At 41.4% G+C, this 12,277-nt stretch carries 17 protein-coding genes; 13 read left to right on the top strand and 4 right to left on the bottom strand.

Annotated features, from left to right (window positions below; all coding sequences use genetic code 11):
- On the top strand, positions 1-661 hold a 661-nt coding region (locus CSV77_RS00005), incomplete at its 5' end, for an RNA-guided endonuclease TnpB family protein (protein ID WP_144034645.1).
- 129 nt (positions 662-790) lie between these two features.
- Positions 791-1,207, top strand: a complete 417-nt coding sequence (locus CSV77_RS00010; RefSeq protein ID WP_099671865.1) for a hypothetical protein — start codon at positions 791-793, stop codon at positions 1,205-1,207.
- A 485-nt stretch (positions 1,208-1,692) separates the two neighbouring features.
- Here the strand turns inward: CSV77_RS00010 and CSV77_RS00015 are convergent, their stop codons facing one another.
- Positions 1,693-2,265, bottom strand: a complete 573-nt coding sequence (locus CSV77_RS00015) for a CotY/CotZ family spore coat protein (protein WP_099632417.1) — start codon at positions 2,263-2,265, stop codon at positions 1,693-1,695.
- Positions 2,266-2,393: 128 nt separating this feature from the next.
- Here CSV77_RS00015 and CSV77_RS00020 point away from each other — a divergent pair, with 128 nt between their 5' ends.
- The 7 genes from CSV77_RS00020 (at position 2,394) to CSV77_RS00050 (ending at position 5,481) form a co-directional block, all read left to right on the top strand.
- Entirely contained in the window at positions 2,394-2,786 is a 393-nt protein-coding gene (locus CSV77_RS00020; protein WP_099671866.1) for a hypothetical protein, read from the top strand.
- Entirely contained in the window at positions 2,786-3,241 is a 456-nt protein-coding gene (spoVAC, locus tag CSV77_RS00025) for a stage V sporulation protein AC (protein WP_099632415.1), read from the top strand. The genes CSV77_RS00020 and spoVAC overlap by 1 nt, the downstream gene beginning before the upstream one ends.
- Positions 3,235-4,254 (top strand): beta-ketoacyl-[acyl-carrier-protein] synthase family protein, encoded by a 1,020-nt coding sequence (locus CSV77_RS00030; protein ID WP_099632414.1) that lies wholly within the window; start codon positions 3,235-3,237, stop codon positions 4,252-4,254. The genes spoVAC and CSV77_RS00030 overlap by 7 nt, the downstream gene beginning before the upstream one ends.
- Positions 4,251-4,613: a stage V sporulation protein AE gene (spoVAE, locus tag CSV77_RS00035; protein WP_099671867.1), complete on the top strand. Its 363-nt coding sequence runs from the start codon at positions 4,251-4,253 to the stop codon at positions 4,611-4,613. The genes CSV77_RS00030 and spoVAE overlap by 4 nt, the downstream gene beginning before the upstream one ends.
- A gap of 71 nt (positions 4,614-4,684) precedes the next feature.
- A complete protein-coding gene (locus tag CSV77_RS17225) occupies positions 4,685-4,819 on the top strand; it encodes a YjcZ family sporulation protein (protein ID WP_085133067.1) in 135 nt (44 codons plus the stop codon).
- A gap of 15 nt (positions 4,820-4,834) precedes the next feature.
- The gene (locus CSV77_RS00045; protein WP_099632411.1) at positions 4,835-5,089 is read left to right on the top strand and encodes a stage VI sporulation protein F; all 255 of its coding nucleotides are present in this window, start codon (positions 4,835-4,837) and stop codon (positions 5,087-5,089) included.
- Between the two features lie 83 nt (positions 5,090-5,172).
- Complete coding sequence (locus CSV77_RS00050) at positions 5,173-5,481, top strand: hypothetical protein (RefSeq protein WP_099632410.1); 309 nt, start codon at positions 5,173-5,175, stop codon at positions 5,479-5,481.
- 55 nt (positions 5,482-5,536) lie between these two features.
- On the opposite strand, the gene CSV77_RS00055 is transcribed toward CSV77_RS00050, so the two are convergent.
- The 3 genes from CSV77_RS00055 to CSV77_RS00065 form a co-directional block, all read right to left on the bottom strand.
- Positions 5,537-6,013, bottom strand: coding sequence for a GNAT family N-acetyltransferase (locus CSV77_RS00055; RefSeq protein ID WP_099671868.1), 477 nt, complete (start codon positions 6,011-6,013; stop codon positions 5,537-5,539).
- Entirely contained in the window at positions 5,982-6,497 is a 516-nt protein-coding gene (locus CSV77_RS00060) for a YjcG family protein (protein WP_099632408.1), read from the bottom strand. The genes CSV77_RS00055 and CSV77_RS00060 overlap by 32 nt, the downstream gene beginning before the upstream one ends.
- An 88-nt stretch (positions 6,498-6,585) precedes the next feature.
- The gene (locus CSV77_RS00065; protein ID WP_099671869.1) at positions 6,586-7,308 is read right to left on the bottom strand and encodes an alpha/beta hydrolase; all 723 of its coding nucleotides are present in this window, start codon (positions 7,306-7,308) and stop codon (positions 6,586-6,588) included.
- A gap of 108 nt (positions 7,309-7,416) precedes the next feature.
- Here CSV77_RS00065 and CSV77_RS00070 point away from each other — a divergent pair, with 108 nt between their 5' ends.
- The 4 genes from CSV77_RS00070 to CSV77_RS00085 all read left to right on the top strand — a co-directional run bounded on the left by CSV77_RS00070 (position 7,417) and on the right by CSV77_RS00085 (position 12,003).
- The gene (locus tag CSV77_RS00070) at positions 7,417-7,971 is read left to right on the top strand and encodes a phosphatidylglycerophosphatase A family protein (RefSeq protein WP_099632406.1); all 555 of its coding nucleotides are present in this window, start codon (positions 7,417-7,419) and stop codon (positions 7,969-7,971) included.
- Positions 7,972-8,304: 333 nt separating this feature from the next.
- Positions 8,305-9,309, top strand: coding sequence for a TAXI family TRAP transporter solute-binding subunit (locus CSV77_RS00075; protein ID WP_099632405.1), 1,005 nt, complete (start codon positions 8,305-8,307; stop codon positions 9,307-9,309).
- Between the two features lie 143 nt (positions 9,310-9,452).
- Positions 9,453-9,977, top strand: a complete 525-nt coding sequence (locus tag CSV77_RS00080; protein WP_099671870.1) for a DUF1850 domain-containing protein — start codon at positions 9,453-9,455, stop codon at positions 9,975-9,977.
- Positions 9,967-12,003, top strand: a complete 2,037-nt coding sequence (locus CSV77_RS00085; protein WP_369802707.1) for a TRAP transporter permease — start codon at positions 9,967-9,969, stop codon at positions 12,001-12,003. The genes CSV77_RS00080 and CSV77_RS00085 overlap by 11 nt, the downstream gene beginning before the upstream one ends.
- Positions 12,004-12,277 lie beyond the last annotated feature (274 nt).

Here is a 12,277-nt window from a genome sequence, read left to right on the forward strand (position 1 = left end):
CCTAGTGGAAACGACAGTGTCCGAACTGCCTAAGACCAACTCTTCCGTAGGGATGGATGTCGGGCTGAAGGATTTCGCTATCTTGTCAGACGGAACGGTATACGAAAACTTAAAGTTCTTTCGATCGATGGAGAAAAAGTTAGCGAAAGCAGAACGGATTCTTTCAAGACGGAAGGAATCGGCTCGTAAAAGGAAATGTCCATTGAGCGACGCGAAAAATTATCAGAAACAACGGATCGTAGTCGCACGCATCCACGAAACGATCGCCAATAAAAGAAAAGATTACTTGCATAAACGATCAACCGAAATCATCAAAAACCACGATGTCATCGGAATCGAGGATTTGCAGGTAGCCAAACTGCTCAAAAATCCCCAATTGGCGAAAGCAATAAGCGACGTGAGCTGGGCACAGTTTCGTTCCATGCTGGAATATAAGGCGAAATGGTATGGCAAACACGTGGTAGTCGTTGGAAAAACATTTCCTTCCAGCCAGCTTTGTTCGGGATGTGGGGCTAGAAATCAAGAAGTGAAGCATCTTGCCTTGCGTGAATGGGACTGTCCGAATTGCGGATGCCATCATGACCGGGATCTGAACGCGAGTATAAACCTTAAAAACGAAGCCATAAGACTTCGAACCGCAGGGACTGCGGGGATCGCCTAATCCATAACTAGTGGTTACGCTGGTATTCTTAGGAATCTCCCCCTTCTAAACGCAGTGAAAGTGGGAGTAGTTCAATTCGGAACGTTAGGCGCTTTACTTACATATGCTACATAAAAGGAAGTGATGAAAATGCGTAATGAAAAGCCGTTGCTGTTCATCTCCAGCCCGATTATTAGAAAATATCGGTATATACCTATAGTTGAAGAAGAAAGCACATCCGTTTTCGAGCCGGAACACTCAAGAGGATCAGAGGGCCCCGTAGTCTTACCTGTTACGGAAAATGTGTCGGTGCAAGAGTCGCCAGAGATTGAAAACGAATTAGTAGCTACTCAACTGATCCGCCAAAGCTTAGAGTACTTGCACCACCCATTCCGTAAAGAATTATATGCTCCATTAGAAATCATCACGGAAAAAGGCAGTATCAAAGGAAAGTTGCATGGTATAGAAAATGAAGTTGTCTGGATCAACTCGAACAAAGAAATAACCTCAGTCCGTATGGAAGAAATTTTAGATATCCTCTGGAAACAGCAATCATTCACTATTTAATTCTTACTATTAACAAGAGGCTGGTACAAAACCTCAAAAGGTATGAAGGAAAAGACACCTTCATACCTTTTTTAATTCACTGAAAATTATTTAAAAAGTTTAATTAGTTAGTAATCAAGAGTGTACCGAAGCGGAAAAAGGCCGACTCCTGCGGGATTCAGCGCGAATGTTGAGACCCCGCAGGTAGCGAGAGCCGTTACGAAGGACGGCTTTTGCGATTAAAAGCGGAGCGTTAAGAGCATGTATTTGCACTTAGCGACGAGGAGGCTCAAGCGCGCCCCGCGGAAAGCGCGCCTTTTGTAGCGTAGGGGAACGGACTGTTTTTTAAGTTTTGTCCAAGCCTCTTGTTTTTTCGTTGATGTAGAAAGCGTTCACCTGAAAGGTAGTTCAACGACGCCCCTGCATTCCATACATTTCTTTTGCTACATCAAAAAAGACGAACCCTATTACTGCAGGGTTCGCCATTTAGCATTGCAAGAAACAAATCAATCTTCATCGCAGAAATCGATAAACACATCATCGATACACTGAATGCCGCAGAAGCAGCTCAAATCAACCGTCAAGCATGTATTCGTAGGTCCAAAACCATTCACCTTACAAATTTTTTCATAACAGATTTTTCCGTCCGTCGTAATATCAAACGGGTGTCCGTTATACAAAGGCTGCAATACTTGAATGGTAGCACAGCAAGAATCAAACACGGTCTGTACACGGAAAAATACGGAAACACAGCTCGTATGCTTATGATGTGTCGATTTATGATTAGCTAGTGTCTCTTCTGCTGTCATTTTAGGATAATGCTTCCGTTTACCACCTCTAAATACGGCCTTGAAATAGTCCCCGTTACCCGTTAGCAAACTGAACACGCGTGTGTTGACGCGGCCTCTAACCGGGCTGACCAAACTGCCAAGCGGTGCCATGAAACAATCTGTATCACACTCTACACAATCCACTTCCGGACACGTATTCTGGACGCGTTGGATAAAGCGCACTACTTCACAAATACAATTCGACTTATGACAGCCATCATGTTTGCTGTCTTTTTTTTCACATCCCACTACTGTCCACCTCCTGTTTGTCGTTCTCTATACTTTATGCATGGGTAATCGACATGACAGGGCGCTTTCCTCAATATGCATAAATCCGACATAAAAGATACATGCTAGACAGAAGGGAGGCGTCGCATTTGAAGAAACTAAGTATAGTATTACTTATTCTTGGTCTACTCACTGGTTGTAGTGAGAAAGGAACGTATATTAAAAATACTACTCCATATGATGAACATTCGTTAGAGAATGTTTTGATGAGTAATGAACATGTCAAACTAGCAAAGGTACTGCTATATGAAGATGAGTTGCTAGCAGGGATTCGTGTCAATACGTTTTCCCGATTTCAAAAGAAAGCTATTGCCAACAAAATTCAAAAAAAATTGGAACGTGAGTATCCTGACTTAAAAGTCACAGTGTCGGCAGACAGTAAAATCTTATTGGAAACGGAGAAGCTGATCAATAAAAAAAGTGAGAAAAATTATCGAAAGAAAATTGATAAAATCAAATCAATCGAAAAGGAGCAAACCTAATGCAACAGGAAAAGTATGCCCAAATAGAGAAAGAGTTATCACCTAAACCACCCATTATGAAAAATGTCATTAAAGCTTTCTTGATTGGTGGTTTGATATGTCTAATTGGCCAATTTATTGCACTTTTTTATATTACGTACTTTGACTTTACGGAACGCACAGCGAGTAATCCAACTGTTGCCACAATGATTTTCATCGCCATGTTGTTAACGGGTTTTGGACTATATAAAAAGATTTCCCAATTTGGCGGGGCAGGTGCGGCGGTACCGATTACAGGATTCGGCAATGCCGTCGTCTCGGCTGCTATTGAACATAAATCGGAAGGATATGTACTAGGTGTTGGCGGGAATATGTTTAAACTAGCTGGTTCAGTTATTTTATTTGGTGTCTTTTCTGCCTTCGTTGTAGCGCTGATCAAGACTATCTTAGTGAAATTTGGTGTGGTCTCATGGTAAAACGGGGCGTGTTAACCTTTCATTCCAAGCCAAGTATTTATGCAACAGGTGTAACGGCAGGTCCATTGGAAAAAAAGAAAAGTGTGTTTGCGCAGCAATTCGACAAATCGTACGAAGATGAGCGTTGTGATTTGCCGACGAACGAAGACGGACATAAGCAGCTAATGTATGATGCTGTATTGATTGCACTGAGTAAGGCGAAGAAACAGCCGGAGAAAATTGATTTCTTATTAACTGGTGACTTAGTCAATCAAATGACGCCTTCTAATTTCACAGCCCACGCATTAGCTATTCCGTATATTGGTCTGTTTTCCGCTTGCGCTACTTCTGTTTCATCTATGATTACAGCGGCATTGCTCGCGGATGCGAAGCATGCAAACTGGATCGTGGCGGGTTCTTCTAGTCAACATAATGCAATTGAACGGCAGTTTCGATATCCGGTGGAGTATGGTTCACAAAAAGGAGCAACTGCACAGTGGACGGTCACAGCGGCTGGTGCTGTATTGATTGGACAACATAAACAAGGCACCCCAGTGATTGACTGTGCCACTGTAGGAAAAGTGATAGATATGGGGATGACGGATCCGTTGAATATGGGATCTGCAATGGCTCCAGCAGCCAGTGATACATTGATGAATCACTTAACAGGACATGGTAAAACGGTCGATGATTATGACACGATCATCACGGGGGATTTAGGAAGTAATGGTTTCAAAATCTTTAAAGCGTTGGCAAATGAAAATGGTTTACCGCATACGAAAAACTTTCGGGATGCCGGAGAAGAATTTTATGGTAATGATCCGTCCTTTAAAGCGGGAGCAAGTGGATCTGGTTGTTCAGCAGCGGTGTTTTTTTCCGATGTGTATCAAAAATTGCTGACCGGAGAGTACAAGCGGGTTTTATTACTAGCGACTGGTGCCTTACTATCCCCTTTGTCATTTCAACAAGGGGATACAATTCCGTGTATTGCTCATGCTATTGAACTCACAATGGAAGAGGTGACGGCACCATGATATCTATATACATTACATCATTTATAGTGGGTGGCTTGATTTGTGTCATCGGGCAACTGCTGATGGATGTCGCAAAGTTAACGCCTGCTCACACATTATGTTCACTGGTTGTAGCAGGATCGGTGCTGGATGGTTTCGGCTGGTATGAACCGTTTATTGATTTTGCTGGTGCTGGCGCTACGATTCCCATTACTTCATTCGGGAACGCATTGACACATGGCGCGATGGCGGAAGCCGAGAAACACGGCTTTGTCGGTGTAGTAACGGGAATGTTTGAAGTGACAAGTTCGGGAATCAGTGCGGCAATTATTTTCGGACTAATTGGTGCATTGCTCTTTACTTCAAAAGGAAATATTTAAACTACCAAAACGCCCTCTCCAATTCATTCTCCTCTGCATATAGTAGAGAAGAAAGAAAGGAGGGGTTTTTCATGTACGGATGTTATCCATCTCAAGGTGGTTACGGATACGGCGGAGGATGTGGCGAACGATATGGCGGTTCTTCATTCGTCTTGATTGTAGTTCTGTTTATATTATTGATTATTGTAGGCAGAAGCTATTTCTAAGGAGGAGAACTGCATATGAACGATTCATTCTTTAAAAAAATAGAATCTAAAACGGGTGTGCCGATGGAAGAAGTCTTCGCATTAGCGAATGCCATCCAATATGCCGATTTTAAAGATGAAAAACAAGTAAGAAAAATCATTCGAAAAGTTAGTCAAGTAGCTAAAAAAGACGTGCCACAATCAGTAGAAGATGAACTGGTTAACTCCATCCTGACAAGTGGAAAAGGATTGAATTTAAACGACATATCACAAATGCTAGGTGGTAAGTAAAATAAACTTACTAAAACATGTTTATACTTCTAGCTAACTGGGTAAACTACTAATGAAACTATATTTAATAGGGGGTGCACATCATGGGTTATATCCTACCAATACCAAATTACCAAGCGCAACAGTATGCAGAACGTATGAATAACGAACGTCATAATTTTGCTTATATCGGACGCGTAAATCCTGTGCGTCTGGAAAATGAGGAATCAAGCTATTGGGAAGATGTTCTGGCAGATGAGGAAAGACGTCGTGAAGAGCAGATGAAACAACGAAAAAATCGTGCACCTCAACCTTTAGTTAAAAATGGATTTATTGCGCCAAATCCAGCCCAATTCTCACCTGAAATTGCAGAAGTTGTAGGAAAGGGCCAATCGATTAACGCATATGTCTGACGCAAGGAAATACCCCTTACCACTAGAGTGGCAAGGGGTATTTTTTTCTGTGCAATCAGTCGTTTAACAAACTTTTCTCCATGGCGCGATGAGGAATATCAGCGTCCATGAATTCGGGCGATGTTACGACGTAGCCTAGCTTTTCGTAAAAAGGCACAGCATAGGATTGCGCATTCAGAATAAGTTTTTTCATAGAATTCTTTCGTGCATGTTCTTCTAATGTATTCATAATTAATTTTCCAAGATGTTTACCGCGATGTTCAGGTAAAATACAGATTCTCTCTATTTTACCGTGTGCATTTACCAGACCTCTCATGCGGCCGGCACCGATTGGTTGATCTACTTCATCGTAGACAACGAAGTGGATAGCTTCTTGATCGTGTTCGTCCAACTCAAGGATCAGCGGGACTCCCTGTTCTTCCACAAAAACTTTCTTGCGGACGGAATACGCATTCTGCCGACCTTTTTCATCTGAGACGATTTTTACTGTAATCTGCAAATCAAGACTCACGATCAAGACGGAACGTTTCATAGACTGTCCACGATCCGTCTTCTAGTTGATAAAGTAAATGAATCCGATCGATGACTTCCGTGTGGTCTACACCTACCATCTTCATTTGGTTAATCACATCATCGTGTTCACCAGAAGTCAGGTTTTGCGCAATTGTAACATGCGGAACAAAAGCATAATTGTTTTCATCGTGATAGAAGTTTACATTTAAATCCTTATGCAACGCGAGAATTTCATCGTTCGGTACAACTTTAAAGTAAATCGTGTTCGTCGTTGGTGCGAACGAGCCAACTTTTGTAACTTTCAACTCAAAAGGGCTGTTTTTAATGGTAATTTCTTTTAACGCATTTGCTACTTCTTCAATTTCCTTGTCATTCGCTTCGAATGGATCTTTCAGCGTCATATGAGGTGTGATCAGCGAATAATGCGGATCATATCTCATCCGATAGCCGTTTGCTAAATCTTGAAGTTTTTTTGAAGGGAATGCAACAATACCGTATTTCATTTAAGTTTGCCTCCTTGTGAATTGACTGAATTTTAGGTACATCTATTTTAGTATATCAGAAAATAGTCCAACATGTCTCTTTCTATTACTAAAGGCTATTTATTTCAATCAGCGCACGGCGAATATCAGGTTGCCATGATTTCCATGTATGATCTCCATCCAGCTCTTCATAATAGTGAGGAAATCTTTTTTCTTTAATGATTTTATGCAGCTCGCGGTTAGGTGTTAGAAAATCCAATCTGCCGTCAGCAGTTGTGGGTACATCAGTTTCTTTATCACCGATCACATGGTAAATAGAAAGGTTTGCAGGGGTTTGATTGGCTTTAACTGCTTCGAGTACGTGTTCATTAACGAATGGTGAATGCAATACTACATTTCCAAAGCAGTTTGGATATTTTAAAGCGGTCAATAAGGAAATCGATGCTGCCAGTGAATCGCCCATCAATATTCTTGAAGAGCCCATTTGGTATGTTGGGTAGGTTTCATCAATATACTGAATTAACTCGTGCGCTAAAAAGCGGATATATGCTTTGTGTCGATCACCTTCTGGATGATACATACGTCTGCGTTCTTGCACCGTTTTGTATGGGATTCCTACGATGATGACCGGTTCAATGATTTCTTCTTCCATTAATTCATCGGCAATTCGACCAATCCGTCCGAGTTGAAAATAATCTTTGCCATCAGATACGAGCATGACATTATGTTTGTATAAAGGGGAGTAGCGTGATGGCAAATATATCAATAGTTCCATTTCTTCTTGTAATTCATTACTGTAAAAACGAATTTCTTCAATTTTTCCTGGATTCATTTTGTAGGACCTCCATAATTAATGTACACTTACTAAATATCATACCGATAAATAACAGTGTAAAGCTAGTGAAAACTATTGCGCATGAAGAGAGAGAGGGGAAATAATATGGATGAAGGTAAAAACATTGTTCATTCGGACGTTGTGACTGCGGCAACAAAAGACGCGTTGATCCGTCGTGGGGTTAAGATTGAAGATATTGCAAAAATTGTGTATGAACTGCAAGTGCCTTATAACAAAGGTTTGTCACTCGAACAGTGTATCGACTCAGTAGAAAGCGTTCTTCGTAAACGTGAATTGCAACATGCCATATTGGTAGGAGTTGAATTGGATGAAATTGCTGAAAGAGGTCAATTATCGGGACCGCTTCAGCAAATCGTTGAATCAGACGAGGGGTTATTTGGAGTGGATGAAACGATTGCATTGGGTGCGGTATACACGTATGGATCAATCGCCGTTACTACATTCGGTCACTTAGATAAGAACAAAGTCGGCATCATCAACGAATTGGATACAAAAAAAGGAATTGGTATCCATACGTTCTTAGATGATTTAGTGGCAAGTGTGGCGGCTTGTGCGGCATCTAGAATTGCGCATAGAACGCGCGATTTGAAAGAAGCAGGCCTTACGTTTGAAGATGTACAAAATGGCAAGAGCTCATAATTAAAACGAACTGCTCTAGATCATCATTTCTAGCAGCAGTTTTTTTGTTGTAGATGAAATTAGTCAGTGCGTCTAGGATTACGGTTCTGTTATGAGGATGTGGTAAGCGGTGAGAGTGGAGAGTCCATTAGAACCACTACCTCAACCACGGCAGTCGCCTTCGCTGGAATAGGTGTTGGGCAACACCTGATAAAGGCTATATATTTACGGGGGTCAAGAGCATAAAAGGAACAGGAAATAATATATAAATTATTATTATATTGACAAGTTAAAGCGCTTTCATGGTAGAATGGTAGTGTCTATGACTACAAAATGTAAAGGGGAGATGGTCACATGAAGAAAAATTCACTTCGCCTACTGGCGTTAGTTTCCATGCTTGCGCTTCTTGTGCTCGCAGCTTGCGGTAACGATGAAAAAGCCGACGGGAACAAAGATGCAGACGGAAACAAAGATGAAGGTAAGACAGAGCAAGACTACAAGTTCTTGAGCTTACTTACTGGGGGAACACAAGGCACTTATTATCCATTAGGTGGATCTTTTGCTGAATTCATTACTGAAGAGACAGGAATCAAGACGACTGCTGAAGTATCTCAAGCATCTGCTGCGAACATGACAGCACTTAAAGATGGAGATGCAAACATTGCATTCGTACAAACTGACATCGCATACTACGCTTCTAAAGGTGAAATGATGTTTGATGGGGATGTAATTGACGACGTATCCGCTATTGGTGCACTTTATCCGGAAACAGTTCAATTGGTTACGTTGAAGAAAAACAATATCAAGACATTTGAAGACTTAAAAGGCAAAAGTATTTCAATAGGAGCGCCAGGTTCAGGAACAGCTGCTAACGCTGAGCAATTGCTTGAAATCCATGGTTTAGCTTTAAGCGATATCAAAGCACAAAACTTGGACTTCGGTGAGTCACAAGAAAGTCTACAAGCTGGACAAATTGACGCTGCATTCATTACAGCTGGAACTCCAACAGGTGCTGTTGAAGGTCTAAACGCTACTTCAGAAGTTTTCGTTATTCCAGTGGAAGAAGACAAAGCGGACGAATTAATCGAGAAATATCCATATTACACTAAAGAAATAATCCCTGCTGGAACGTATGGTTCCAAAGAAGAGACACCTGCAGTATCAGTAGGTGCAATGCTTGTGATGCAGAACGATATCTCTGAAGAACTTGGTTACCAGATTACAAAGGCAATTTATGAAAATGCTTCGAAAATCCAACATGCTAAAGGTGCTTTGATTAAAGCGGAAAACGGTTTGAATGGAATTGGTATTCCTGTACACCCAGGTGCACAGAAGTACTTTGACGAAGTGAACAAATAAACTGAGTAAGTTATCTGATAGAATCATGGGGGACGGTCAAGCGAGAGCTTTGTCCGTCCCATTCTTACTTTTTCAAATATAATTAGCGGAATACATAAACTATTTAGCCGTTTGTATGTAATGAAACAGAAAGGATTTAGCGGATGAAATCAAGAAAAATCGTTCTTCTGCTGACGTTTCTTATCGGAATTGTAATGCTGATCATCTGGTTTTATCCGTATAGACAAATGATCATACTTGAAGAGGTTCGGAGCGAACAACCAAAAGCGTATTATCTTCCATTACACGAGAATAGAAATTTTCAAATTCAATATATTCATTCAATCCATTTATCCAATGTGAAAGAGCAGTATCGCATTACCGACAATGGAAAGCTCCGTTTCGAATTTATGCAGTATGAAGATGTAGCCATCGGTTTGCCGGGTTATGCAGAGGAAGGCGAAACCCTGCAAGTAGAAGATGGTGTTTATACGCTTACATTCGAAAACCACGTAATAGACTCGTTTGTTCTCTACGTAGGGAGGGTGAATACAGATCTGTCTTTGCGATATGAGCAACAAGATTATCATCTAAAAGAATTTCTTCAAAAGGGGCATTCTTATGAATTTCATGTGGCGAAGGTTTCAAATTATAAGATGTTAAAAGGAGTCAGATTAAATGAAAAATAATAAAGATCGGGAAAAAGATATTCCCGCTATCTCTGATGAAGAAATGGGTACACTTTCTGAACAAGAACAACTCGAAATTCTTCAAAAGTACGACCCTGAATCCAATACGAGAGATCTGAAAGGTCTTATCGGGAAGATTGTATTTTTCGGTTTGTTAGCATTTTCAATTTTCCAGCTGTATACAGCGATTGGAAAACCATTTACAGCTCAAATCCAGCGATCGATTCACTTAGGATTTGCTCTATCACTTATTTTCCTATTGTTCCCTGCTAGGAAAAAGATCGGTGTGCGTCATGACAAAGTTCCGTTTTATGATATTATTTTATCCTTATTGGCGATAGCAGTTGGTTTATACTGGCCACTATTTATCGACGAACTAGTATTTCGTGTGGGGCGTGTATCCGATGTCGATTTAATTATCGGTATTTTAGCGGTTCTCCTCACACTAGAGGCAGCGAGACGTGCGGTAGGAATGCCGATCACAATCATCTCCGTAGTGTTTCTGGTTTATGCGTTCTTTGGACCTTATTTCCCAGGGTTCCTTGCACATAGAGGGCAAAGTGTGGAAAATCTCGTTCAACTCATGTTCTTTACAACGGACGGGATTCTCGGTACGCCCATTAGTGTATCCGCCACTTTCATCTTCGTCTTCCTGTTGTTTGGAGCGTTCTTAGTAAAGACTGGTGTTGGTAACTACTTTAATGACTTGGCGGTAGTATTGGCAGGACGTTTGACTGGCGGACCGGCAAAAGTCGCTATTTTCTCAAGTGCTTTGCAAGGTACAATTTCAGGTAGTTCTGTAGCAAATGTCGTGGGATCTGGTTCGTACACGATCCCGATGATGAAGAAGCTAGGGTACCGAAAAGAATTTGCAGGCGGAGTAGAGGCAGCTGCGTCTACAGGTGGGCAGATTATGCCACCCATCATGGGGGCCGCTGCATTCCTGATGGTTGAATTTATCGGCGGCGTTACGTATTGGGAAATTGCCAAAGCAGCAGCTATCCCTGCGTTGCTGTACTTCACCGGAATTTGGATCATGACCCATTTCGAAGCAAAGCGTGTTGGTTTGCAAGGGATGGATGCCTCGCAAATTCCTAATCGTAAAGAAACGCTAAAAAAGATTTATTTATTACTACCAATTATAGGTATTATTGTCTTCCTATTAATAGGTATTCCGACGATGAAAGCGGCTTTACTCGGTATCGTATTAACCATTGCAGTAAGTGCAATTAGTAAAGAAACGAGAATTGGCTTTAAAGATATGATTGAGGCGTTAGTAGATGGTGCCCGTACAGCATTGGCTGTAGCAGCTGCAACAGCTTGTGCGGGTATTATTGTCGGTGTTGTCGTCAAGACGGGTCTTGGGCTTAGCTTGGCAACCGGCTTGATCTCGGCAGCTGGCGGTAACATCTTGCTCACATTAATTTTCACGATGTTCGCGGCAATCATTTTGGGGATGGGCTCTCCAACGACGGCAAACTATGTTATTACATCTACAATCGCGGCCCCTGCTATCATTACATTATTGATGCTAGATGAGCCTACAGGTGCAGCTGTGCCGATTGTAGTGGCGGTATCTGCACACTTATTCGTATTTTACTTTGGTATCATTGCGGATATCACACCGCCTGTTGCACTCGCTGCCTTTGCAGCTTCTGGTATTTCAGGTGGGGATCCGATCAAGACTGGTGTCACTTCCGCAAAACTAGCAATTGCTGCATTCATCATCCCGTACATGTTCGTCTTTAATCCGGCGATGCTGATGCTCGACTCGAGTATACTAGAGATTGTTTGGGTGACTGTGACCGCCATTATTGGTATGGTCGCAATCGGGGCGGGGATCATTGGCTTCTGGTATAGTAAACTGAACTGGATTCTGCGAATTATCACGATATGTACAGGCATGTTGTTGATCTACCCAGAAACTATCACAGATATTATCGGTTTAGTATTATTCATCGTCTTGCTGGTGTCTCAGTGGATGGGTAATAAGAAAAATAATTCGCCAACATTGGCTTCAAATTAACTAATTTCTAAAAAGACTTGCCAGCTCGAAATGGAGCTTGCAAGTCTTTTATTTTACTGATGAAAGATAAGAATTTTCAGAAAGTTACAGGCGCTCTTACATCTCTACAAATCTAGTTGGGTGAAAAGAACTAGACTAAATAGAATTTTTACTAGAGGACGGGTCTAATATATATAAGGATTCCCGTCGAAACTTGAATTTTAAAACACATGATAAAATTAAAGTCAAGAAGCCGAAGGACCAAAAATCAGTCAAATTATTTTGGACTAATTAC

The sequence above is a fragment of the Sporosarcina sp. P16b genome (genome assembly GCF_002743065.1).
Classification (GTDB): domain Bacteria; phylum Bacillota; class Bacilli; order Bacillales_A; family Planococcaceae; genus Sporosarcina.